Origin of the sequence: Methylobacterium sp. WL64 (assembly GCF_008039945.1) — a bacterium.
Classification (GTDB): domain Bacteria; phylum Pseudomonadota; class Alphaproteobacteria; order Rhizobiales; family Beijerinckiaceae; genus Methylobacterium.
Genome location: NZ_VRVA01000010.1, coordinates 1 through 24,513, shown reverse-complemented (window position 1 = coordinate 24,513; position 24,513 = coordinate 1). Strand labels below are relative to the sequence as shown.

19 protein-coding genes and 1 tRNA gene are annotated in these 24,513 nt (G+C 71.5%); 12 read left to right on the top strand and 8 right to left on the bottom strand.

The genetic code is table 11. From position 1 onward, the window contains the following. From FV242_RS07535 to FV242_RS07520, 4 genes are all read right to left on the bottom strand, one after another. A complete protein-coding gene (locus FV242_RS07535; protein ID WP_147938502.1) occupies positions 1-1,005 on the bottom strand; it encodes a chlorophyllide a reductase iron protein subunit X in 1,005 nt (334 codons plus the stop codon). After that, the gene (gene bchC, locus FV242_RS07530) at positions 1,002-1,940 is read right to left on the bottom strand and encodes a chlorophyll synthesis pathway protein BchC (protein ID WP_147906679.1); all 939 of its coding nucleotides are present in this window, start codon (positions 1,938-1,940) and stop codon (positions 1,002-1,004) included. Before bchC ends, FV242_RS07535 begins: the two co-directional genes overlap by 4 nt. A gap of 100 nt (positions 1,941-2,040) precedes the next feature. Beyond that, positions 2,041-3,120: a methyltransferase gene (locus tag FV242_RS07525; RefSeq protein ID WP_147938501.1), complete on the bottom strand. Its 1,080-nt coding sequence runs from the start codon at positions 3,118-3,120 to the stop codon at positions 2,041-2,043. Positions 3,121-3,191: 71 nt separating this feature from the next. Then, positions 3,192-4,061: a polyprenyl synthetase family protein gene (locus FV242_RS07520; protein WP_147906677.1), complete on the bottom strand. Its 870-nt coding sequence runs from the start codon at positions 4,059-4,061 to the stop codon at positions 3,192-3,194. 109 nt (positions 4,062-4,170) lie between these two features. Between FV242_RS07520 and crtD the strand changes: the two genes are divergently transcribed. Together crtD and FV242_RS07510 are read left to right on the top strand one after the other, a co-directional pair. Next, positions 4,171-5,706 carry a 1-hydroxycarotenoid 3,4-desaturase CrtD gene (crtD, locus tag FV242_RS07515; RefSeq protein ID WP_147938500.1) on the top strand — a complete coding sequence of 512 codons (1,536 nt, stop codon included), beginning with the start codon at positions 4,171-4,173 and terminating at the stop codon, positions 5,704-5,706. Beyond that, positions 5,703-6,563, top strand: coding sequence for a carotenoid 1,2-hydratase (locus FV242_RS07510; RefSeq protein ID WP_147906675.1), 861 nt, complete (start codon positions 5,703-5,705; stop codon positions 6,561-6,563). The genes crtD and FV242_RS07510 overlap by 4 nt, the downstream gene beginning before the upstream one ends. Positions 6,564-7,019: 456 nt before the next feature. On the opposite strand, the gene FV242_RS07505 is transcribed toward FV242_RS07510, so the two are convergent. Both FV242_RS07505 and FV242_RS07500 read right to left on the bottom strand, forming a co-directional pair. Then, positions 7,020-7,760, bottom strand: a complete 741-nt coding sequence (locus FV242_RS07505; RefSeq protein ID WP_147938499.1) for a hypothetical protein — start codon at positions 7,758-7,760, stop codon at positions 7,020-7,022. A gap of 205 nt (positions 7,761-7,965) precedes the next feature. Continuing rightward, positions 7,966-9,231 carry a glycosyltransferase family 87 protein gene (locus tag FV242_RS07500; RefSeq protein WP_147938498.1) on the bottom strand — a complete coding sequence of 422 codons (1,266 nt, stop codon included), beginning with the start codon at positions 9,229-9,231 and terminating at the stop codon, positions 7,966-7,968. A gap of 206 nt (positions 9,232-9,437) precedes the next feature. Here FV242_RS07500 and FV242_RS07495 point away from each other — a divergent pair, with 206 nt between their 5' ends. The 9 genes from FV242_RS07495 to FV242_RS07455 all read left to right on the top strand — a co-directional run bounded on the left by FV242_RS07495 (position 9,438) and on the right by FV242_RS07455 (position 21,602). Further along, positions 9,438-10,676: a glycosyltransferase family protein gene (locus FV242_RS07495; RefSeq protein ID WP_147938562.1), complete on the top strand. Its 1,239-nt coding sequence runs from the start codon at positions 9,438-9,440 to the stop codon at positions 10,674-10,676. After that, the gene (locus FV242_RS07490; RefSeq protein WP_147938497.1) at positions 10,673-11,953 is read left to right on the top strand and encodes a glycosyltransferase; all 1,281 of its coding nucleotides are present in this window, start codon (positions 10,673-10,675) and stop codon (positions 11,951-11,953) included. Before FV242_RS07495 ends, FV242_RS07490 begins: the two co-directional genes overlap by 4 nt. After that, the gene (locus tag FV242_RS07485; RefSeq protein ID WP_147938496.1) at positions 11,941-13,986 is read left to right on the top strand and encodes a glycosyltransferase; all 2,046 of its coding nucleotides are present in this window, start codon (positions 11,941-11,943) and stop codon (positions 13,984-13,986) included. The genes FV242_RS07490 and FV242_RS07485 overlap by 13 nt, the downstream gene beginning before the upstream one ends. Continuing rightward, positions 13,983-15,824, top strand: a complete 1,842-nt coding sequence (locus FV242_RS07480) for an ABC transporter ATP-binding protein (protein ID WP_147938495.1) — start codon at positions 13,983-13,985, stop codon at positions 15,822-15,824. Before FV242_RS07485 ends, FV242_RS07480 begins: the two co-directional genes overlap by 4 nt. Beyond that, positions 15,824-16,702, top strand: a complete 879-nt coding sequence (locus FV242_RS07475) for a hypothetical protein (protein ID WP_147938494.1) — start codon at positions 15,824-15,826, stop codon at positions 16,700-16,702. The genes FV242_RS07480 and FV242_RS07475 overlap by 1 nt, the downstream gene beginning before the upstream one ends. A gap of 47 nt (positions 16,703-16,749) precedes the next feature. Then, a complete protein-coding gene (locus FV242_RS07470; RefSeq protein ID WP_246692631.1) occupies positions 16,750-18,741 on the top strand; it encodes an ABC transporter substrate-binding protein in 1,992 nt (663 codons plus the stop codon). Continuing rightward, on the top strand, positions 18,738-19,754 hold the full coding sequence (locus tag FV242_RS07465; RefSeq protein ID WP_147938492.1) for an ABC transporter permease: 1,017 nt from the start codon (positions 18,738-18,740) through the stop codon (positions 19,752-19,754). The genes FV242_RS07470 and FV242_RS07465 overlap by 4 nt, the downstream gene beginning before the upstream one ends. Positions 19,755-19,779: 25 nt before the next feature. Then, positions 19,780-20,922, top strand: coding sequence for an ABC transporter permease (locus tag FV242_RS07460; RefSeq protein WP_147938491.1), 1,143 nt, complete (start codon positions 19,780-19,782; stop codon positions 20,920-20,922). A 437-nt stretch (positions 20,923-21,359) separates the two neighbouring features. Beyond that, entirely contained in the window at positions 21,360-21,602 is a 243-nt protein-coding gene (locus tag FV242_RS07455; protein WP_147938490.1) for a hypothetical protein, read from the top strand. Positions 21,603-21,631: 29 nt separating this feature from the next. Here FV242_RS07455 and FV242_RS07450 read toward each other — a convergent pair whose 3' ends face one another. Then, complete coding sequence (locus FV242_RS07450) at positions 21,632-23,848, bottom strand: sensor histidine kinase (protein ID WP_147906664.1); 2,217 nt, start codon at positions 23,846-23,848, stop codon at positions 21,632-21,634. Between the two features lie 55 nt (positions 23,849-23,903). Next, a complete protein-coding gene (locus tag FV242_RS07445; protein ID WP_246692404.1) occupies positions 23,904-24,245 on the bottom strand; it encodes a SelT/SelW/SelH family protein in 342 nt (113 codons plus the stop codon). Between the two features lie 170 nt (positions 24,246-24,415). Here FV242_RS07445 and FV242_RS07440 point away from each other — a divergent pair. Continuing rightward, a tRNA-Val gene (locus tag FV242_RS07440) sits at positions 24,416-24,490 on the top strand. The last annotated feature ends 23 nt before the right edge of the window (positions 24,491-24,513 follow it).

The following is a 24,513-nucleotide window of genomic DNA, read 5'->3' as shown; positions in this document are numbered from 1 at the left end:
CTAGACCTCGTCGTAGACGACTTCGAGGGACGGCTTGGTCACGTGGGCGACGCCGCACATGTCCTCATGGGTCGCCGGGACCAGGACCACGTCGCGGCCGGTCACGTCGCTCGAGAACAGGCTAAGCAGCCCATCCTGCGTGAGCGGAGTCGGCCGGTGCGGCGCCGCCGTCGCGACGTTGGCGGCCAGGTCCGAGAACAGGCTGCCCCAGCGGCTTTCCGGCCGGCCGATGATCTCGTAATTCGCGCTCTTGCGGCGGATGTCGTCGTCGGCCGGGATCGAGGCCAGGACCGGGATGCCGGCGGCGTCCGCGAAGGCTTGGGCCTCGCCGGTGCCGTCGTCCTTGTTGATCACCAGACCGCCGACGCCGACATTGCCGCCGAGCTTGCGGAAATACTCGACGGCCGAGCAGACGTTGTTGGCGACGTAGAGCGATTGCAGATCGTTCGAGCCGACGACGATCACCTTCTGGCACATGTCCCGGGCGATCGGCAGGCCGAAGCCGCCACAGACGACGTCGCCCAGGAAGTCGAGCAGGACGAAGTCGAAGCCCCATTCGTGGAACCCGAGCTTCTCCAGCAGTTCGAAGCCGTGGATGATGCCCCGGCCACCGCAGCCGCGCCCGACCTCGGGGCCGCCGAGTTCCATGGCGTAGACGCCGTCGCGCTTGAAGCAGACATCGCCGATAGCGACCGGCTCGCCGGCCAGCTTCTTACGCGTCGAGGTCTCGATGATGGTCGGGCAGGCCTTGCCGCCGAACAGCAGGGAGGTAGTGTCGCTCTTCGGGTCGCAGCCGATCAGCAGGACCTTCTTGCCCTGCTGGGCCATCATGTAGCTGAGGTTGGCCAGGGTGAACGACTTGCCAATCCCGCCCTTGCCGTAGATCGCGATGATCTGCGTCTCTTTCTTCACCGGCGCGGTGGAGACCGCATCCGGCTCGATCGCCGCCTCGGCGCGGAGTTGGGTGGCCTGGTCGAGGGCGGCCTTGTTGAGCTGAACGTTCACGCGGCGTCCCTCCAGTCGAGAATCATCTTGAGGCAGGCGGGATCGGCGAAGGCGGTGCGGTAGGCGTCCTGGGCTTTGGCCGCCGGGGCGCGGTGGGTGATCAGCCCATCGAGGGACAGTCGGCCGCTCTCGATCAGCGCCGTCACCGAGGCGAGATCGTCGGGGCGGAACTCCGCCGAGATCCGGATCCGTGCTTCCCGCATGAAAGCGGGCGGGAACGCGAAGGACAGCGGCGCCTCGTAGAATCCGGCAAGCACGATCTCGCCGCCGGGGGCGAGGCGGGCGATCAGCCCGTCGAGGCCGGATGCGTCACCGCTGACATCGGTGATCACAGCGTAGTCGCGCCGGGCATCCTCGTCCGGCGCCAGAACCGCGTAGCCGGCGGCACCGTCCCGCCGCGTCGGGTCCATCTCCCAGACGGTCGGCTCCGCGCCGGCGGCGACGGTGAGGCGAGCCAGCAGCCGCCCGAGCACGCCGTGCCCGACGATCAGCGGTGTGGCTCCGGCGACGAGGCCGCCGAGCGCCCGGTAGGCCGTAGCGGCGAGCGCGATCAGGCAGGCCCGGTCACCCAAAGCCGGATCCACCGTCACGAGACGAGAGGCGGGGGCCACGAGATGGGAGGCGGCGCCACCGAACAGGCCGCGGACGGCGCCGAAGCAGCGGGCACCCGGAACGAAGACGGTTTGGCCGACCCGGACTGGCGCGTCGGCGGCGGCTTCGACCACCGTACCGACAGACTCGTAGCCCGGAACCAGCGGGTAGCCCATGCCGGGGAACGGCGGCATGCGGCCCGACCACAGGAGGCGCTCGGTACCGGTGCTGATGCCGCTCCAGCTAACCGCGATGATCGCGTCCGCCGCTCCGGCGGGTGTCAAGGGCAGGCGAGAGACCGCCAAGCGCTCCGGACGTTCGAGGATCACGGCGAGAGCGTCCATAACTGGAATATTCCGCCCGCTGTTTGTGCGACTCTCGCTTATGCGGAACCGCGATGTGTCATCCTAGATAGACACATTGCTGCGTCAAGTCATTCTTACTTTAACGCGCGTCTTTCTGCCCGACGATCAAGCGGGTGAGCAGCGGACGGCGCGTCCGAAGTTCCCGTGAGCTCGTGAAACCAGCCGTGCGTAGCATCGCCCGGAGTTCCTCGGCCCGGCGCGGCCGCCCCGAGCCCATGGCGAGGAGGTAGAAGCCGAAATACGCGTCGCCGACCGGTTCGGCGCCGGGCGTGCCGGCCATGGGCTCGGCCAGGATCAGGGTCCCGCCGGGGGGAAGCGCCGCATGCGCCGCGGCGAGGAGCGCCAGGGCCGGGCCATCGTCGTGATCGTGGACGATCCGCACCAGGGAGATCGTGTCGGCACCCAACGGTAGGCCGTCGTGGAAGCTACCGCCGCGGCAGGCGATCCGCTCGGCCAGGCCCGCCTGCGCGAGCCGATCGTAGGCGCGGCCGGACACCGCCGGAAGGTCGAACAGGGTCAGGGCCAGGCCGGGGTGCCGGGTCGCGACGGCCTGCAGGAAAGCGCCCTCGCCGCCGCCGACATCCATCAGGTGCCGGCTCCCGGACAGGTCGCAGGCATCGAGCACGTCGTCGGCGATCAGCGCCTGCGAGGAGCCCATCAGACCGCCATAGGGCGCCACCGCGTCGGCGTCGGCGGCCTTGCCGGCGGCGTAGGGCCAATAACGCGCAAGCTTCGTCGGCTCCGCCGTCCCACGCAGGAGCGCTACCGGATCCGCGAGGTCGGCGTAGAGCAGCGCGTGGTGCTCGATCATCGCGGCGATACCGGGATTACCGGTCAGGGCGGCGCCGAGATCGGCGAGGCCGAAGCGCTCGTCGGGGAGCGCCCGGACGAGGTCGAGGGAGACGGCGGCGCGCAGCAGGCGGCGCGCGTTCTCGACCGGGAGATCGAGGCGGAGCGCCAGCACGTCGAGGGCCAGCGGTCCCTCGGCCAGGATCCGGAACAGGTCGAGGCGGACGCAGGCCGTCAGCACCTGGGCGTAGACGAAGCCGGCGCAGAGATCGAACAGCGCCCGTGTGTTCTTCCGGGCGATGCCCCGGGTCAGCGGGAAGCCCGCTGCCCAGCGTTGGAAGCGTGGGCTCGCCACCAAGCGGTTGCGCATGCCGAGCCAGCGGTCTCGGAGCGTGGGCGCAGCCGCCAAGGCTGCGCCGGGGCGCAAGACCGAGCCGGCGGTCAGGCCGCCACCGCGCGCAGGCTCGCGGGCAAGAACAGCCGCGCCTGCGCCTCGATCTCGGCGGTGAGTTGGGCCACGCCCGGGCAGGCCGGGATCGCCGCCACCGCTTCCCGGGTGAGCCGGGACAGGCGGTCCAAGGCGCCGTCGGTCCCCAGCAGGGCGGCGGCGTTGGGACGGCCTAGGGTGGCGTCGCGGCCGGCGGGCTTGCCGATCTCCTCCTGGCGGCAGGCGACGTCGCGCAGGTCGTCGGCGACCTGGTAGGCCTCGCCCAGGCATTCGCCGAGGCGCCGCCAGGGTTCCGGATCGGCTCCCGCGGCGGCGGCGCCCAGCACGGTGGCGGCGGCGAACAGGGCACCGGTCTTGGCCTGCTGGTAGTCGCTCAGGCTGATATGCGCTTCGGATTCCCAGGCCTGACCGGCCGCGATGCCGCTGGGAGAGCCGGCGGCGCGCCCGAGGAGGCCGACGAGGCGGGCGAGCCGCACCGGATAGGGGCCGGCGGCCCGGGCCAGGGTCTCGAAGGCGAGCACGATCAGGGCATCGCCGGCCAGCACCGCGACCGGCTCGCCGAAGGCGATGTGGACGGTGGCTTTCTGCCGGCGCAGGGGGGCGTCGTCGAAGCAGGGCAGGTCGTCGTGGACCAGCGAGGCGCAGTGCAGCAGCTCGATCGCCGCGGCGGCGGCCTCCGAGGCGGACGGATCGTCGTCGCCGCAGGCACGGGCCACCGACAGGCACAGGCGGGGCCGGATGCGGTGTCCACCGGGAAAGACGGCGTAGCGCAACGCCTCGGCCAACAGGGGCGGCGCACCCGGCGCCTCGGCATAAGCCACGGCGCGATCCAGCGCCTGTTCGATCCGCCGACCCGACTCCATGGCGCGCCTCCCGTGTTATGATCGGTTGTCAGCGACAAGTGTCATTTCTTATTGACACTGCGATGACCCGAGATCAATCCCAATCGGTGGCGTAAGCGCGAGGGTGAACGTGGCGCAGGAACGCGTCGTCGTGATCGGGGCCGGGATCGGCGGTCTGGCCGCCGCCTTACGGTTGGCGCATGCCGGCCTATCGGTAACGGTGGTTGAGCGCGCCGCACGGCCCGGCGGCAAGATGGCCAACGTTCCGGTGGGCCCACTCTTCGTGGAAACCGGTCCGACCGTGTTCACGATGCGGTGGATCTTCGAAGACCTGTTCGCCGAAGCCGGCGCAGACTTCGCGGACTACGCGCAGTTAACGCCCGCGCATCTCCTCGCTCGGCACGCCTGGTCGCGAACCGCGCGTCTAGACCTGTTCGCCGATCCGGACGCCTCGGCGGCGGCGATCGCCGAGTTCGCCGGCCCCCGGGAGGCCGACGGCTACCGCCGGTTCTGTGCCCGCTCGGCCGAGGTCTACCGGACCCTGGAGGGGCCGTTCATCCGCGAGGGCCGGACCAGCCCGACCGGCCTGGCGCAGAGGGTCGGGATCTCGGGTCTCGGCGACCTCTGGCGGATCCAGCCGTTCGCGACGCTGTGGTCGGCGCTGGGGACGTACTTCCGCGATCCGCGGCTGCTGCAGCTGTTCGGGCGCTACGCCACCTATTGCGGTGCCTCGCCGTTCACCGCGCCCGCGACCCTGATGCTGGTGGCGCATGTCGAGCAGGCGGGGGTCTGGACCGTGGCCGGCGGCATGAGCGCGCTCGCCGGGGCGGTGGCGGACCTCGCCACGCAGCGCGGCGCCACGTTCCGATTCGGCGCGCATGTGGACCGGATCCTCACCGAGGGGGGCCGGGTCTCCGGCGTGGTCCTGTCCGACGGCGAGCGGATCCCGGCGGACACCATCGTCTGCAACGCCGACGCGGCGGCGCTCGGCGCCGGGCTGTTCGGCCCGGAAGCCGCGCCGATGGGCGAGCGGCTGGCGCCGGCCGAGCGCTCGCTCTCCGCCGTCACCCTGTGCCGGGCCGCGGTCCCGCGGGGATTTCCGCTGGCCCACCACAACGTGTTCTTCTCGGACGACTACCGGGCCGAGTTCGACACGATCCTGCGGCAGCGCCGCCTGCCCGACGACCCGACCATCTACATCTGCGCGCAGGACCGGACCGAGGCGGGCGCCGCGCCCGCCGGGCCGGAACGCCTGCTGATGCTCGTCAACGCTCCGGCGGACGGCCGCGAGCGCCCGCTGACGCCCTCGGAGATCGCCCGATGCGAGACGAATCTGAACCGCCGGCTGGAGGCCTGCGGGCTGACCTTCGCGGACACCCTGCCCCCGGTGGTGACGAGCCCAGCCGGGTTCGAGAGCCGGTTTCCCGGGAGCGCGGGGGCGCTCTACGGCCGGGCGCCGCAGGGCTGGGCCTCGACCTTCAAGCGGGCGGGCGCCCGGACGGCGTTGCCGGGCCTGTACCTCGCGGGGGGCACGATCCATCCCGGCCCGGGCGTGCCGATGGCGGCGCAATCGGGCCGGCTGGCGGCGGCGGCGATCCTGCAGGACCGCGATTCGACGGCCCGGTCACGCAAAACGGCTACGCGTGGTGGTACGTCGATGCGGTGAGCGACGACGGCCGCCAGGGGCTGACGATCATCGCGTTCATCGGCAGCGTGTTCTCGCCCTACTACGCCTGGAGTGCCGACAAGAACCCGTTCGCGCATTGCGCCATGAACGTGGTGCTGTACGGCGACCGCAGCCGCTTCGCCATGACCGAGCGCGGCGCCGGGAGCCTGTCGCGCAGCCGCCACCACATCGCCATCGGCCCCAGCGCGATGGAATGGGACGGCACCGCCCTGACGGTCCGGATCGACGAACGCGGCGCTCCCCTGCCCCACCGCATCCGCGGCACGGTGCGCCTGGAGCCGCGGGGCTTCACCCCCGGGCCGTTCCACCTCGATCCGGGCGGGCGCCACCGCTGGTGGCCGATGGCACCGTCCTCGCGGGTCGAGGTCGCCTTCGACCGGCCAGGCCTGCGCTGGACCGGCAGCGGCTATTTCGACACCAACGATGGCGACGAGCCCCTGGAATCGGCCTTCACCCGCTGGACCTGGTGCCGGGCCGACCTGCCGGACGGGGCGGCGATCCTGTACGACGTGCGCCACCGCGGCGGCGGCGGCCAGAACCTGTCGCTGCGCTTCGACCATGACGGCAGCCGCCGCGAGATCCGCCCGCCGCTCGCCGCGGCGCTTCCGGCCACCGGGTTCTGGCGGATGCCCCGGGACACCCGCAGCGACGACGGCCGGTCCCGGGTGCTCACCACCTTCGAGGACACGCCGTTCTATTCCCGCTCCCTGCTGGCCTCCACGCTCGGCGGCGAGCCCGTGCGGGCGGTGCACGAGAGCCTCTCCCTCGACCGCTTCCGCAACCCGCTGGTGCGGCTGATGCTGCCCTTCCGGATGCCCCGTCCGCATGAGGGGTGACGTTTTCCGGATCGGACTGCGTCGGATCTGGGTCGGCGCCGGCTCGACGGGCACGTCATCCCGAAGCCGCCAAACGAAGCCCGGGACTCAGAACCGTCGACGCGCCAAGTCCTTGCACAAAAGATGTTTCTGGATTCCGGGCTCGCCTGCGGCGCCCTGGAATGACGGTCTGGGTTATTCCGTATCAGGTATCGATCCTCGGGAGATGCCTCGTCCGACCTGTATGTCCCGGAGCCCGTATGGGAGAGCGGCTACGTCGCGTTCCGGCATCGACCCCGAACCGTCGGGGGACGTGCCCTCCCGGCTCGCCCCCGGACGGACCTTGCGGGGAGCGCCGCGTCGTCCGTAAGAATCTCGAACCTATAGGGTTGCGGGAGAGGGTCGGAATCTCTCTCCGTTGGACCGGCCCATCGATGAGAACCGCACGGTCGACCCGTCTCGCCGGTTGTTCCCCCGCTACAACCGACCCAAAGCCTTCGCCTGCGGCGCGTGGAGGCTTGTCCAGAGCGAGATGCCCTTCGACCAGGACGGCATGCCCTCGACATGGACCGATGCGCCGTCGTGTGCGTAGGCCTTCGCCTTCTCGAACTCGCCCCAGGCTTTGACGAAGTGATCGACCACGCGATTGCCGGTCTCGACGCCTGACGCCGCGCGGCCCGTGTGCAGCGCCGTCGCGAGGCCCTGATACCGGACCTGCGCCGCAGCGCGCTTCTGCGCCCAGTCGAGGGAGGCCATCTCCTCCGGGCCGGCTCCGTCCAGGACGGTGACCGTCGCCCTGGCGGCAGCCATTTGATCGGTACCGCGGGGATTGGCAGCCTTGGACGCACGCGCCTCGATCGACGTTACCTCGTCTTTGGCCGCCTTCGCCTCCGTGGCGGAGAATAGGCCGCCGTGATCGGTGGCGATGGCGTAGAGGGCCCGGCGGTCGAGAACCTGGATGCGGATCGCGCCGTGCCAATCCTGGTCCGAGGTGCCGGCATCGGCGACCTTGCCAAGTTTCAGATAGCCGGCATCCAGGAATTTCCGGGCGTCGACGGCGACCTGTGAGGCGGATGTCTGGCCCGCGTTCCCCGCGGTGGACGCACGCGTGGCTGTCGCCCTGGCGTATCGATCCGAGCTGGTCGGCGTGGCGGATTTCGCCGCCCCCGCGTGGGAGTGGTAAGAACTGGCTACGGATCGAAAGAAGGCTGAGAACATAGCGATTCGCCCTATGAGCTCAGCGCGAGATCAATAGTCCGATCCGAGAATCGATGAGCTGAAATAAACTCGGATCCGTCGAAATTTTGACTTCGATAAATTTTGGGCTTCGTTCGACTTTGTTTCTGTAACGCAAGACTTCCGGCCACGACGTCGCGTCGCTGTCAAGCGCGGGGTCACGGCGCGGGTGCTGGCGGCGGTCCGCTCAGGCCAGGGCACGTCCCCGTCCGCCTGGGTATCCCCACGGGCGGATCCGTTCGGCGATGCAGGCCAGGGTCGCAAGGCCCAGCGCGAGCCCGAGCGGGAATCCCGTCAGCCCGGCGCATTCGCGCAGGAGCGCGAACAGCGGTGTCGCCAGCAGGAGCGCGCGCTCGTGGCGGCGCAGGCCGCCGGCGCGGTGCGCGGCCAGCACCAGCAGCAGCGTCGCCGGGACCAGCGGGACGAGGTCGTAGACCGGCAGGTAGGGCGAGAGCAGCGGCGCGGCGGCGAGCAGGGCGGCGGCCCGGAGGTCGGCGGCGGCCGGCAGCGTCCAGGCGCGGATCGCGAGGGCGAGCGCCAGGGTGGCGACGAGCGCCTGCAGGGCCCAGGCGGCGGCGATCGGGCCGCCCAGCAGCCGGACGGCCCCGAACGCGCTGGCGTTGAGTTCGAGCCCGGCCGCCGCCTGCTGGAGAATGATGCGGTTGGTTTCCGACAGGGTCCCCAGGAAACCGATCCAGGGCGCGGTGCCGAACAGGGCCAAAGCGGCCAGGCACAGGGCCAGTACCGTGCCCAGGCAGGCAGCCAGGCATGTGCCGCGGCCGGTGATCAGCAGCAGCAGCGGCGCCAGGGCGGCGAAGTGCGGCTTGTAGGCCAGCAGGCCGAAGCACAGGCCCGCGAGCCAGGGGCGGCGGTCGACCAGCACGGCCCCGACGGTCATGAGCGAGGCCGTGAACAGGCCGTTCTGTCCGTAGGTGAGGTTGCAGAACACCAGCGGATGGGCGAGCGCGATCCAGGCGGCGTCGCGCCGGCCGGCGGCGAACCGCATCGCCCCGGCGAAGACCGCCAGCGACAGGGCGGTCCAGAGCCAGAACGCCGGCTGCGGCTCCAGCGTCGCGAAGGCGGCGGCGGGAATCAGGAACACCGGCGGGTAGTGCCACGCGAACCGGCAATCCGGCCCGAACGCGGCCTTGAGGTTCTCAAGATGGACCGGGAGATCGTAGGGCTCGCCGCCCCGCCCCTCGAGCGCCGACCGGCCGGCCACCCAGATCTGGCTGAAATCGTTGCCCAGCATGTCGCCGTACCAGTTGCGGCGCGGCTCCGGGCCGGTGCCGAACACGACCGCGACGATGAGGAGCGTCAGCGGCACCAGCACCCAGGCGGCCCGCTGGGCGAAGGCGAGGAGCCGCGCGTCGCTGCCGACGAGGTCCTTGAGATCGGCCCGGAGCGCCGCGAACCGCGACGCCGGCGCTTCGATCGGGATGGGCGCGGACATGGCGGCCTTCGGCAGGGTGCTGGAGCGCGAGCCGCCGACGTAGAGACCGGTTCGGCGTAAGCGAGCGCGTTGCTTCAAGGACTGGGAGCCACTTCTAGGCGACGGCGGTTCCGGCGCCGTTAACGGCGGGGTTTGCCGAACGCGGCGGCTTGTGCGAGACGAGCGCGGCTGCGACATTCGCGCCGTCAACGGGGGCGGCGATGACGATGCGAGCGGACGAGGCCTCCCCCGCCCCCCGGATCCTGATCTACAGCCACGACACGTTCGGGCTCGGCCACCTGCGGCGCTCGCGGGCGATCGCCAACGCCATCGTGGCCAGCAGCCCCGGTGCGCGGGCCATGATCATCTCGGGCTCCCCGGTGGTGGATTGCTACGCGTTCGCGCCCGGCGTCTACACCGTGCGGCTGCCCCCGGTGACGAAGTTCTCCGACGGCGGATACGCGAGCCTCGACGGCACCACGCCGCTCGCCAGCACCGTGGCGCAGCGCACCGCGATCATCGGCCGGACCGACGCGAGCTTCGAGCCGGACCTGATCCTGGTGGACAAGGAACCCGCGGGCTTCCACGGCGAACTGATGCCGGTGCTGGAGCGCGCCGCGGGCCGGGGCACGCGCCTGGTGCTCGGCCTGCGCGACGTGCTCGACGACGCCGACCGCCTCGTGCCCGAATGGGAGCGCAAGGGCGCCGCCGAGATCATGGCCCGGTTCTACGACGAGATCTGGGTCTACGGCCTCAGCCGGATCCACGAGCCCTTGGCGGCCCTGCCGATGGACCCCGAGATGGCCGCGCGGATCGCCGAACGGCTGATCTATACCGGCTATCTCCGCCGGGAGGTCCCTGCGATGCAGGCCGGCCGCGAGGAGCCGGCCGTCGCCCGCGCGCCGTTCGTGCTGGTCACGCCCGGCGGCGGCGGCGACGGCGCGGCGCTGATCGACTGGGTGATCGCGGCCTACGAGGCCGATCCCGGCATCCCCCTGCCCTCGCTGATCGCGTTCGGTCCGTTCCTCGACGATTCGACCCGGGGCGGCTTCACGGCCCGTATCGCTCGGCTCGGGGGCCGGATCGCGGCGATCACTTTCGACAGCCAGATCGAATTCCTGATGCGCAAGGCCGCCGGGGTCGTCGCGATGGGCGGCTACAACACCTTCTGCGAGATCCTGTCCTTCGACCTGCGGGCGATCCTGGTGCCCCGGACCGAGCCTCGCCGGGAGCAGGCGATCCGCGCGCTGGCGGCCGAGCAGCTCGGCCTCGCCCGGGTCCTGCTGGAGGCCGACGGCCGCGCCCCCGAGCGGATGGCCGCCGCGTTGCGCGCCCTGCCGGACCAGAGCGAGCCGTCGCGGGTGCTGGTCCCGGGCCTGCTCGACGGGCTCGACGCGGTCGCGCGCCGGGTCCGGGCCCTGGCCGCGCCGGGCGTGCTGCGGACCCGCGCGCGGGCCTATTCGTGACCGAGACGCGCATCGCGGTGGTGCTCAAGGGCTACCCGCGGCTGTCCGAGACCTTTATCGCCCAGGAGCTGCTGGCACTGGAGCGGCGTGGCCTGTCCCTGGAGATCTGGTCCCTGCGCCGGCCCACCGACCGGGCCCGCCACCCGATGCACGCGGCAATCCGGGCGCCGGCCACCTACCTGCCCGAATATCTGCGCGACGCGCCCCTGCGGGTGTTGCGCGGTCTCGGCTCGGCCCTGACGCGGCGGCGCCTCCCGGCCCTGCTCGCCCTGTTCGCCCGGGACCTTGTCCGCGACCCATCGGCCTCGCGCCTGCGCCGGCTCGGGCAGGCGCTGGTTCTCGCGCGGGAGCTGCCGGCCGAGGTCGGCCACATCCACGTGCACTTCCTGCACACGCCGGCGAGCGTCGCCCGCTACGCCGCGCTGCTGACCGGGCGGCGCTGGAGCTTCTCCGCCCACGCCAAGGACATCTGGACCACGCCGGCCTGGGACCTCACCGAAAAACTCTCCGACGCGGCCTGGGGGGTGACCTGCACCCGCGACGGGCTCGGCCGCCTCGACGCGCTGGCGCCGGGCCGGACGCGGCTGGCCTATCACGGCCTCGACCTCTCGCGCTTTCCCGCCCCGCCGCCGGCGCGGGAGCCCCGCGACGGGACCGACCCGGCGGCACCCCTGCGGCTGCTCAGCGTCGGCCGGCTGGTCGCCAAGAAGGGCCACGACGACCTGATCGACGCGCTGGCGGCCCTGCCCCCGGGCCTGCACTGGCACCTCGACCTGATCGGCGGCGGCGACCTGCGTGGCGCGCTCGAAGCCCGGATCCGCACGCTCGGGCTCCCGGACAGAGTCACCTTCCGGGGCGCCCAGGCGCAGCCCGCCGTGATCGCGGCGATGCGCGCGGCCGACCTGTTCGTGCTGCCGACCAAGCCCGCCCCCGGCGGCGACCGGGACGGGCTGCCGAACGTGCTGATGGAGGCCGCGAGCCAGGCGCTGCCGATCCTGGCCACCGCCTTCGCGGGCACGCCGGAATTTCTGACCGACGGCAGCCACGCCGTCCTGGTCCCCCCGGGCGACCCGGCGGCGCTGTCGGCGGCCCTGGCGCGGCTTTCCGCCGACCCGGCCCTGCGGCTCCGGCTCGGCGCCGCCGCCCGGGTGCGGCTGGTTCAGGACTTCTCCGAAGACGCCGCCATCGACCTGATCGCGGAGGCCCTGTGCACCTCCGCGGGCCTCGCCGCGCCGGTGAAGGTCCGCGAACCGGATATGGCCGCGTGCGGGTCCTGATCGCGGTCACGCATCTCCTCGGCGCCGGGCATCTCACCCGCGCCGCCGCGCTGGGGCGCGCCTTCGTGGCCTCCGGCCACGACGCGCTGCTGGTCTCGGGCGGCGTCCCGGCCCCGATGGTGCGGCTCAGCGATGTCCGCCTGGTGCAGCTGCCGCCGCTCCGCGTCGCCGGCACCGACTTCGCCCGGCCCCTGGGACCGGACGGCAGCCCGGCCGATCCAGCCCTGTTCGCGCGCCGCCGCGCCCTGATGCTGGACGCGCTGGCGGATTTCGCCCCCGACGCGGTCATCACCGAGCTGTTCCCGTTCGGCCGCCGGGCGCTCGCCGCCGAGTTCCTGGCTCTGGTCGAGGCGGCGCAGGCGCGTCGGCCGCGCCCACGGGTGCTGGCCTCCCTGCGCGACATCCTGGTCGCCTCCGCCAAGCCGGAACGGATCGCCGAGGCGCATGAAAGGGTCGCGCGGCTCTACGATGCCGTGCTGGTCCACGGCGACCCGGCGCTCGTGCCGCTCGACGCCTCCTGGCCGCTCGATGCCGGAACCGCGGGCAAGATCCGCTACACGGGCTACGTCGATGACGGCTCCCGAACCGTCCCGGCGGCGACGCGCACCGGCGTGCTGGTGGCGGCCGGGTCCGGGCCGGCTGGCCTCGGGCTGTTGAGCGCCGCGGCTGCCGCGGCCCGGATGCGCCCGTCGCTCGGCTGGCGGATCCTGGCGGGGCACGGCGTGCCGGACCCCGAACTCGCCGCGATCGCCCATGGCTTGCCCGAGGGCACGATCGGGCGCGCCCGGCCCGATTACCGGAGCCTGCTCGCCGGGTCGGCCCTGTCGGTGAGCCAGTGCGGCTACAACACCGCCCTCGACCTCCTGGCGACCGCGACCCCGGCGGTGCTGGTGCCGTTCGAGGCCGGCGGCGAGACCGAGCAGCGGCTGCGCGCGGAATGCCTCGCAGGGCGCGGGCTGGGCCGGGTCCTGCCGGAATCCGAGTTGACCGTCGAATCGCTGCTGCGCGCGGTGGATGCTCAGCGCCAAGCCACGCCGCCTGGGCCGCATGGGATCGATCTCGGCGGGGCGGCGCGGACGGTCGCGATCGTCGAAGATTTGTTCAGGCTCCACGGGCGGCCGGAGGTGCTCGGTCAGGCGCCGGTCCCCCCTCCCGCACGGGAGGAGGGTTTCGTCGCGCCCTTTGAGAGCCGAGGTTTGAACGTCGTAGCCCGCAATGGGGGGAGGGAGAGCGCCCGGTTGGGCTTCGTCGCCCTCCGAAACGCCCTCGACGAAGCCGCGGCAGGCGGCCGGGGTGTGCGATTCTGGTGGCGGGACGACGATGCCGTGGCGGCGTCCCCTGCCCTGGACCGGCTGATCGCCCTCGCCGAAGCGCACGGCGCGCCGCTCCTGCTCGCCGCGATCCCGAGTGGGATCGAGCCGTCCCTCGGAGAACGGCTCGCCGTGGCAAAGTCCGTGAGCGTCGCCGTGCACGGACTAGCCCACCACGATCACGCCCCGCCGGGTGAGAAGGCCGCCGAGTTCGGCCCGCACCGTCCGCTCGACGCGCTCGTGGCGGATGCCGCGGCCGGGTTGCGGATCGCCCGCGCGCGCCTGGCCGAGGCGCTGCTGCTGCCGGTCTTCGTGCCGCCCTGGAACCGGTTCGCCCCGGACCTCGCCGCCGCCCTGCCGGGGCTCGGTTATCGTGGGCTCTCGGCGGTGCCGGGACCGGCGATCCCGGGGCTCGTCCGGGCCGACGCCACGCTCGACCCCATCGATTGGCGCGGCACCCGCTCGGTGCGCGACCCCGACACGCTGCTGCACGACCTCGCCGCCGGCATCGCCCGCGATCCGTCCCGCCCGGTCGGCCTGCTTACCCACCACCGCGTCCACGACGCAGCGATCTGGGCCTTCGTGGCCGACCTGCTCGCGGTCCTCCGCGACCATCCGGCCGTGACATGTCTCGATCCCCAAAGCCTATTTTCCGGTGCCATGGTGGAAACCGGCGCTGCGGCATCTAATCTTCCGGTCTCACCCGCTGCGAGGACAGGTTGAGCCCGCTGTTGTCCATCCGCGACCTCGCGGTCACCTTCCGCACGGAGACGGGACCGTTCGCGGCGCTGCACGGCCTGTCGCTCGACGTGATGCGGGGGCGCACCCTCGCGCTGGTCGGCGAATCCGGCTCCGGCAAGTCGGTGACCGCCCAGGCGATCATGGGCATCCTGCCGAGATCGGCCGCGATCGCCGGCGGACAGATCCTGTTCCGCGACGGGCCGGCGGAGATCGACATCGCCCGGCTGGACACCGAGGGCTCGGCGATGCGGGCGATCCGCGGGCAGCGGATCGCCATGATCTTCCAGGAGCCGATGACCTGCCTGTCGCCGCTCCACACGATCGGCGACCAGATCGGCGAGGCCCTGCGCATCCACACCGGTGCGGACCGCCGGGAGGCCGATGCGCGCACGCAGGAAGCCCTGGCCCGGGTCGGCTTTCCGGACCCGAAGCGCGCCTTGAGGACCTACCCGTTCGAGCTGTCCGGTGGCCTCCGCCAGCGCGCCATGATCGCCATGGCGCTGATCCTCAAGCCCGCCCTCCTGGTCGCCGACGAGCCGACCACGGCGCTCGACGTCACCACTCAGGCGCAGATCCTCGCCCTGCTCGCCCGGCTCCAGGACGAGACCGGCATGGCGATCCTGCTGATCACCCACGATCTCGGGGTGGTCGCCAACATCGCCCACGACGTCGCCGTGCTGTACCGCGGCCGCCTGGTCGAGGCCGGCCCGCGCGAGACCGTGATGCGCAACCCCGGTCACGCCTACCTTCGCGCGCTGCTCCAAGCCGTGCCGCGGTTCGACATGGCGCCGGGCGAGCGCCTGACCCCGATCCGCCCGGCGCGCGCCGAAATCCCCCCGGTCCGGACGCCGGTGAAGCCCGCCGGGCCGCTGCTGCGGGTCGAGGGCGTCAGCAAGAGCTTCACCCTGCGGGCCGGACGCCTGTGGCAGAAGCCCCGGATCGTCCGCGCCGTCTCCGACGTGTCGCTGAGTCTCGCGGCCGGAGAGACCCTGGGGCTGGTCGGTGAATCCGGGTCCGGCAAGACCACGGTCTCGAAGATGATCATGCGGGCGCTGCCGCCCGATTCCGGCAAGATCCTGTTCGATGACGGGGGTGGTCCGCGGGACGTCCATGCCCTGTCCGGCGACGCGCTGTTCGCCTACCGGCGCACGGTCCAGTTCGTGTTCCAGGATCCCTACGCGTCGCTCGATCCGCGGATGACCGTGCGGCAGATCCTGTCCGAGCCCATGGAGATCCACGGCGTGCCCGCCGCCGAGCGGCGCGCGCGCTGCCGGGAGCTGATGGCGATGGTCGGCCTGGAGGCCAGCGGCCTGGGCCGCTACCCGCACGCCTTCTCGGGCGGGCAGCGCCAGCGGATCGGCATCGCCCGCGCCCTGGCGCCGCGGCCGAGCCTTCTGGTGCTGGACGAGCCGGTCTCGGCGCTGGACGTCTCGGTGCAGGCGCAGATCCTGAACCTGCTCAAGGATTTGCAAGCGGCCCTCGGGCTGTCCTACCTGATCGTCTCCCACAACCTGGCAGTGATCGACTACATGGCGGATACGATCAGCGTGATGTGCCGGGGCCGGATCGTCGAGGAGGCGCCCCGCGCCGCCCTGTTCCGCCGCCCGGTCCATCCCTACACCCGGGCGCTGCTCGCCGCCGTGCCCGACCCGAGCCTCGACCGCCCGCTCGACTTCGCCGCGATCACCGGCGACCAGAACGACCCGACCCGCTGGGCGGAACCCTACCGGCTCGGCCCCGACGAGGCCGGCGCGATGCGGGTGATCGAGGCGGGCCACCGGGTCCGGTTCGGCGCCGCCCAGGACGCGGAGGCCGCGTGATGCAGGGCCGCCCGCCCGTGATGCTCGAACGGCTGCGCCGCAAGGTGCTGGCGCCGCTGTTCGACCGCCTCGGCTACGACCTCGTCCCGGCCGCTCCCGACTGGAGCCACCGCCCGACCTCGCCGCGCGAGGTGACGATCCTGCTCGAATCGGCCGCCGCGATCCTGGAGCGGGATTTTTCCGCCGCCGGCCTCGCGTCGGACGGCGATCTCCTGGACTGGGTCCGGGAGTTCTGGTCCCTGATCCCCACCGCCCCCGTCCGGCAGCGCCGGGGCGGCAGCGGCTTCAACGGCGCGCTCCAGCTCTACGTGACGATGCGGGCGCTGAAGCCGGATGTCGTCATCGAATCCGGGGTGTTCCGCGGGCTCACCACCTGGGTCATCCGCATGGCGCGGCCCGGTGCCCGGATCTTCTGTCACGACCCGAACCTGTCCGGGCTGCAGTACCGCGATCCGCAGGCACGCTACAGCACCGCCGACTGGTCCACGGTGGACTGGTCCGGCATCGATCCCGCCGTCACGGTGGCGTTCTTCGACGACCACGTCGCCCAGGGACGCCGGGTCGTGGAGGCGCAATCCCGCGGCCTGACCCGGCTGTTGTTCGACGACGACGCCGCCGGCCACCGGATCCACGCTCATGGCGGCCCCGCGCACCCGACCATCGCGATGATCACCAGCCCGGACCCCGGCTCCGAGCCGATCCGCTGGACCCGCAACGGCCGCCCGTTCGAGCAGCCGGCCAACGATCCGCTGGTGCGCAAGGCCGGCCGGCTGATCGCCCGCGCGCATGCCTTCGACGACCTGCACCGGGCCACGGGGTACTCGCCGGCGCGGCTAACCTACGTGGCGCTGCATCCGGTGGCGGGGGGCGGGTTGTGAGCGCTTTCGAGACCCGCGGGGGCCTCCCTGGCCGACTGAACTCTGGCGTGTCCGAACGAGGCGCGGGCCCCTTCTCCGGCACGGGAGAGGGGGGCGGTCGCGGCCTTCTCCAACCGGCACGCGAAACCGATCGCGGCTTTGCGGGGGGAACCGGCGTCTCCCGCCGCGCGCTGATTGCCGGTCTCGGTGCCGCGGCCCTGCTCTACCGCCCGGGCAAGGCATTCGCCGAAAGCCCGCCAGCCGACGCCCCAGCCCCGCCCGAAAAACCCTTCGTGATCGACCTCGCCGCCCGGGGCCGCCGCACCGGCACCGCCGGCGGGACGATCCGGACGCTGATCGCGAAGGCCCGGGACGTCCGCTACCTCTCGGTCTACGGCTACACGCGGCTCGTCGGCTACAATGCCGCCCTGCAGCTGCGGCCCGACCTGCTGGAGCGGATCGACGTGGAGGGCGGGGTGTTCACCTTCACGCTGCGCCAGGGCCACCGCTGGTCGGACGGGCATCCGTTCACCAGTGAGGATTTCCGCTACTACTGGGAGGACGTCGCCAACGAGAAAGCCCTGAGCCCCGAGGGGCCGCCGGTGTTCTTCCTCGTGGACGGCAAGCTCCCGAAGGTCGAATTCCTCGACCCGGTGACGATCCGCTTCAGCTGGGACCGGCCGAACCCGATGTTCCTGCCGGCGCTCGCGGCGCCGCGCGATCCGCTGATCTACCGGCCGGCGCACTACCTCAAGACCGTCCACGCCCGCTACCTCGGCAAGGAGGCGGCCGACGCGAAGGCCAAGGCGCTGAAGCTGCGCGGCTGGGCGGCCCTGCACAACCGCCTCGACGACAATTACGAGCTGAACAACCCGGATTGCCCGACCCTCCAGGGTTGGGTGCCGCGGACCCGCTCGCCGGCCACGCGCTTCCGGTTCGAGCGCAACCGCAGCTACCACCGGGTCGACACCGCGGGGACCCAGCTTCCGTACGTCGACGCGATCGTGATGGACGTCGCCTCGCAGGGACTGCTGGTCGCCAAGACCAATGCCGGCGAGGCCGACCTGATGTTCCGCGGCCTGTCGATGCCGGATATCCCGAGCCTCAAGGAGGGCGAGAAGGCCCACGGCTACCGCACCAACCTGTGGCCGGTGGCCCGCGGCTCCGAGATCGCGCTCTACCCGAACCTCACCACCCGGGATCCCGGCTGGCGGGCGCTGAACCGGGACGTGCGCTACCGGCAGGCCCTGTCGCTCGCCATCGACCGGCGGACGCTCAACAACACGCTGCTGTTCGGGCTGGGCACCGAGGGCAACGACACGATCGTGGCCGACAGCCCGCTCTACACGCCGGAGCTGCGCACGCTCCACGCCGGCTACGACCCGGCCGGGGCCGCACGCCTGCTCGACGCGATCGGGCTCACCGGCCGCGACGACTCCGGCATCCGCCTGATGCCGGACGGGCGCGCCATGGAGGTCGTGGTCGACAGCGACGGCGAGGCCGAGATGGTGCTGGACGCGCTCCTGCTCATCACCGAGTTCTGGCGCGAGGTCGGCATCCGCCTCGTGACCAAGCCGCAGGAGCGGACCAACCTGCACCGCCGCTCGATCGGCGGCATGACCGTGCTGGTCGCAGCTCAAGGCCTCGACCTCGCGGTGCCGACCGCGATCATGCCGCCGACCGAGCTGAGCCCGGCCCAGCCCGAGCACTATGCCTGGCCGCTCTGGAGCGCCAACGTCGAGAGCCGGGGCAAGTCCGGCGAGGCCTGCGACGTCCCGGAGGTCCAGCACCTGCTCGACCTCGACCGGGAATGGCGCCACACGGACGACGCCGAGCGGCAGGCCGCGATTTGGCGCGAGATGCTGATGAACCACGCGCAGAACACCTGGGTGATCGGCACGGTGGCGGGCGCGCTCCAGCCCGTGGTCGCGGCCGACCGCCTCGCCAACCTGCCCGGGCGCGCCCTGTACGCCTGGGATCCCACGGCCCTGATCGGCGTGCAGCGCCTCGACGAGGTGTTCTGGGACAAGGGCGCCGACACGCGCGCGGAGGTCCGGTGATCATCCAGATCCTCCGCCGCATCGTCACCATGGCGCTGACGCTGCTCGTCATCTCCGCCTTGGTGTTCCTCATCATCAAGCTGCCGCCGGGCGACTACCTGACCAACCGGATCATGGAGCTGCGCGCCACCGGCGAAGCGGGCTCCGTGGCCAAGGCCGAGTTGCTGATCCGCCAATACGGGCTCGATCGGCCGGTCTGGGAGCAATACCTGATGTGGATCGGCCTGATGCCGGGACCGGTCGGGTTCTCGGGGCTGCTCCAGGGCGATTGGGGCTGGTCGTTCGAGTACGACAAGCCGGTGGCGGACGTGGTCGGCGACGCCCTGTGGCTGACCCTGCTGATCAACCTGACCGCGGTGGTCTTCGTTCACGTGGTCGCGATCCCGGCGGCGATCTATTCCGCCACCCACCGGCACACAGTCGGGGACGCGGTGGTGACGCTGCTCGGCTATGTCGGGCTCGCCGTGCCGGGGTTCCTGCTGGCGCTGATCCTGCTGTTCTACGCCAACCGCTGGTTCGGCCTGTCGATCGGCGGCCTTTACGATTCGGCGCTGACCAACCAGCCCTGGGACTGGCCCAAGATCCGCTCGCTGCTGGCGCATCTGGTGGTGCCGACCCTGGTGATCGGGCTAGGCGGCACCGCCGCGATGATCCGCCGGATGCGGGCGAACCTGCTGGACGAGTTGGCCAAGCCCTACACGGTTACCGCCCGGGCCAAGGGCCTGCCGCCGATGCGGGCGCTGCTGAAATATCCGTTCCGGATGTCGCTCAACCCGTTCGTGGCCGATATCGGCAACCTGCTGCCGCACCTCGTCTCGGGCTCGGTGCTGGTCTCGCTGGTGCTGAGCCTGCCAACGGTCGGGCCGCTCCTCCTCGACGCGCTCCGCAGCCAGGACCAGTTCATGGCCGGGTTCATCCTGATGTTCGTCGCCGGACTCACGCTGGTCGGCATGCTGATTTCCGACCTGATCCTGGTCTGGCTCGATCCGCGCATCCGCATGGGCGCGCGGTGATGGGCGCGCGGTGACGGAACCGGTGATGCCAGAGACGGCCCGAGGCCACTTCGTCGATCCGGCGCCGTTCGAGCCACAGGCGGTGGGCGAGAACCCCGCCGGCGGCGCTTCGGCCTGGCGGCTGATCGTCCGGAAGTTCCTGCGCCACCAGATCGCCGTGGCCTCGGCGCTGATCCTGCTGGCGCTCTACGCGACGGTGCCGTTCGTGGAGATGCTGGCGCCCTACGGCCAGGCCCGGCGCAACGGCGACTTCCTGCACGCACCGCCGCAGGGCGTGCACCTGTTCCACGACGGCCGATACGTCGGGCCGTTCGTCTATCCCTACCGGGCGCATCTGGACCTCGACACGTTCCGGCGGGACTACGTGGTGGATGCGTCCCAGCCGCAGCCCCTGCGCGTCCTCTGCCGGGGCGATGGCTATGCCTGGCTCGGGCTGATCGCCACCGACATCCACGTCGTCTGCCCGCCGGAGGCCGGTACCCTGTTCCTGCTCGGCACCGACCGGCTCGGGCGCGACCTGTTCTCCCGCATGATCTACGGGGCGCGGATCTCGCTCACGATCGGGCTTGTGGGCGTTGCGATCTCCTTCACGCTCGGCATGCTGTTCGGCGGGATCGCGGGCTATTTCGGCGGGGTGGTCGATGCCGGGGTGCAGCGCCTGATCGAGGTGGTGCGCTCGCTGCCCGAGCTGCCGCTCTGGCTCGCCCTGTCGGCGGCGCTGCCGCCCAACTGGAGCCCGCTGCTCGTCTTCTTCGGCATCACCGTAATCCTCGGCTTGCTCGACTGGCCGGGCCTCGCCCGGGCGGTGCGCGGCAAGCTGCTGGCCCTGCGCGAGGAGGATTTCGTCCAGGCCGCGGAGCTGATGGGCGCCTCGCCGGCCCGGGTGATCGGCCGCCACCTGATCCCGAACTTCATGAGCCACCTGATCGCCTCGGCGACCCTGTCGATCCCGACCATGATCCTGGGTGAGACCGCCCTCTCCTTCCTGGGCCTGGGCCTGCGCCCGCCGGTGACGAGCTGGGGCGTGCTGCTCAACGAGGCGCAGAATCTGGCGGCGGTGCAGCTCTATCCCTGGCTGCTGCTGCCGGTCCTGCCGGTGCTGGTGACGGTGCTGGCCTTCAACTTCATGGGCGACGGGCTGCGGGATGCGGCCGATCCGTATCATTGAGGGTGGGTCGGGGCCGCGGACCGAGGTGTTCCGGGGCATAGATGATCCCCTCGGCCGAACATGTACCGGAATCTGGGACCACTCGAGGACCGGTCGTCGCGCTGCGCCATGCCGGAATAAGCCGATGGGCCCGACGAAGCGCAGGCATACAGGAAGGTGACTCTTCCAACCTGTCGTTTGGAAGAATGGCGTGACCGGTCGAGTCCCACCGGTCGACCTCGCGAAGCAATACCGAGGATCGAACCGCCATTGGGTCGCTGGTTGAGCAATTTTGCCAAAAATCGCTCAGCATGTGTTCAGTACGAAACAATCTTAGATGAGACCAATTCGCCGAGCATAATCTCGGCGGATGCTCTAATCTTCGTCGCTTCGCGGCAGGAATGCTTCGTTATCACCAGAAGTGCGACGTGAACCATTGATATTCGGAAGGACCATCCATGCGAACCGTCGCCTGTATCGCCGCCCTGGTCGTTTCAACGGCTTTTCCAGCCCTGGCCCAGGACTTCCACAGGCAGCGCGAGCTCAACATCCTGAAGGACATCGAGTCGAGCCAGCGGAAGCAGCTTGAGCTTGCCCGCGCGCAGGCCCGGCGGGACAAGGACCGCGCTCGGCGCGAGGAGAAGGTGTTCGTCAACGCGCAGCGGGACGCGCGGAGCGCCCGCCGGTTTGACCGGCACTGATCGACCGGCCGGTCCATCCCGATACCGCCCTACCCCGCCAACGGCAGCGGCGCGATCCGGGCCGGCGCCGCGGCGCTCTTGCGCTCCAGCAGCCCGGGCGGTGGGACCGGCGCGTCGATCGTGCAGATCACGCCGGTCTCCTCGTAGGTCAATGCCACCTCGCCGGCCAGCTCGCGGGCTAGGCTGCGCTCGATCAGGCGGGAGCCGAAGCCGGTGCGCGTCGGCTTCTTCACCGGCGGGCCGCCGCGCTCGGCCCAGCGCAGGTACAGGCGGATTTCCGCTTCGCGCCGCACCGTCCAGGAGATCTCGACCGTGCCCCCCTCGACCGAGAGGGCGCCGTACTTGACCGCGTTGGTGCCGAGTTCGTGCAGCGCCATGGCGATCGATAGCGCGAGCCGCGGCGGCAGGCGCAGGGCTGGGCCGATCACGGCGAAGCGCGACGCGTGTCCGTCCCCGGATTCGAGCGGCCGGATCGCGTCCGCCACGACGGCCGACATCTCCGCGCCCTCCCAGCTCTCGCGGGTGAGCACGTCGTGGACCCGGGCGAGCGCCAGAAGCCGCGCCTCGAATGCCGCCCGGGCGGCGTCGGCCTCCGGGCCTTCCAGACCGCGTAAGGATTGGCCGGCGATGGACTGGACGGTGGCCAGGGTATTCTTCACCCGGTGGTTCAGCTCGTGGATCAGGAGCAGCAGGTGCTCCTCGGCGAACTTCGCGTCGGTGATGTCGATGTTGCAGCCGGTGTAGCCGAGGAAGTTCTGGTCGTCGTCGAGGCGCGGCACGCCCTCGCACCGGAGCCAACGCACGGCCCCGCCCCGGTCGATGACCCGCACCTCGGTGCGGAACGGCGCGCGGGCCTCGAAGGCCTCTGCGAACGCCGCGCGGAAATGCTCGAGGTCGTCCGCGTAGACGATCCGCTCCCAGCCCTCGTTGGTGAGCTCGGCCGCCGGGATCCCGAACATGTGCTCGAAATGCAGGTTGGCGAAGCTGACCCCGCCGGATTCGTCGGTCATCCAGATCAGCGCCGGTGCTGAATCGGCCATGTGGCGGAACCGCGCCTCGCTCTCGCTCAGCGCGGTGAGGCCGCGGCGGGTATCGGCCAGCGCCCGGTCGCGCTCCGCCTCGCGAGTGCGCAGGCGCAGGGACGCGTCCGACAGCACCGCCCCGAGCCGCTGGATCTCGTGGACCGGCGACGGCACCCGGGGGATCGCCTCGCCCCGCGAGAGCGCCGGGCCCGAGGCCGCCAGCAGCCGCAGCGGTCGCGACACCCGGGACCAGAGGTTGACCGCCAGGACCGACGACGTGGCGAGCACCAGGAGGCCGAACCCCGCGAACGCCCAGATCCACCGGCGCACCCGGGCGTCGACGAGCGCCTGCGGGATGCTGGTGGCGACCATCCAGCCGGTCAGGCGCGAGCGCGCCTCGATCACCACAACGGGCTTATGCTGGCGGTCCTGGCCCTCCCACACCCCCGGCGTCGCGGTCTGGACCTGGCGCAGGCTCGCGAGCCGGGGCTTGCCGACAACCGCATCCGGGTCCGGCAACCGGGCCAGGACCGTCCCGGCCCGGTCCGAGATACCGGTGGTCCAGCCGGGTACGACCTCGCGGGACAGAATGCCCTGGAGGCGCGACAGCGGCACCGTGAAGCTCAGGAGGTAGGCGACCTCGCCCTCGACCATGACGGGCACGCCGACCGCGTAGGTGGCCTCGTTCGGGGTCGGGCCCGGGACGTAGCCGCTGACCATGGCGCGCTGGGCGCCCTGCGCCAGTTCCGGATCGAACGGGAGCGGCATCATCGGCATCGGCGCGCCCCGCGGCACGCCGGTGTTCACGACCTCCTGGCCGTTCGGGCGCCGCAGCAGAACGTCGAGGTCGATCGACTCGCGCACCAGGCGCGCCTGCGCGTCGAACGCCTCGAAGTCGCCCTGCCGGATCCGCGGCGAGGTCGCCAGCGTCTGGAGCACCGAGACGAGGCCGGCGGTGTCGCGGTCGAGCGACAGGCCGATGCCGCGCACGTTCTCGCGTGCGTCCTGCTCGAACCGCGCCCGCTCGGCCGAGGCGTAGCGCATCAGCAGGATGCTGGTGAACAGCAGCCCGGGGCCGATCAGCGCCACAACCAGTGCGATCAGGTAGACCTGCGTGGAGAACCCGTTGCGCCCGAACCGGTGCATCCGGCGCGACAGCCACGACCGGCGCGCGGGAAGGACCGCCGGGAGGTTCGCGCCCTCGGCGTCCTGTTCCGGGCTCAAGCGGCGCCCGTCCCCGGCACGCGGTGCCCCGCGGGCTCCTCGCCGTTCCCTCGCTTCATGACCGGTCGATATGGCCTAGATCGCGCCCCGGGTCGAGGTGGTCGCGCACCCGTTGCTTGAGGGCTTTGACGTCCGGAAACCCGCCGTCGCGGACCCGCTCCCATAGGAGGATCCCGGCGATCTCGATCCGGAACGCACCGCCCGTGGCGGGCACGAGGGCTACCTCGCCGAGATCGTCGCGGAATGTCGAGAGCAGCTCCTGCGCCATCCAGGCGGAGCGCAGCAGCCAGTTGCACTGCGTGCAATAGGTGATCGCGACGCGCGGCCCGGCCGGGCGCAGGCCGTCCTCCCTGGTCACGTCGCTGTCGGACGGATCGCCCGCTTGCTTCTCGTGCATGCGGCCACAGCGCATTGCGGCGCCGTCCTTGTCAACCTCGCCCACCGGAACGGCGCGCGCGGCGCTTGACGTTTCGGGTCGGCGCGCCCTAGAAGGCCCGGCATCCGGTCGCGGCCTGCTTCAGGCACGTACGACCGCGGTGGTTCCGCCCCCGGGCGGCACACCGGCACGGACGGTTAGCACAGCGGTAGTGCGTTCCCTTCACACGGGAAAGGTCGCAGGTTCGATCCCTGCACCGTCCACCATTCTTCCCTCCCCCGCTGCCCAC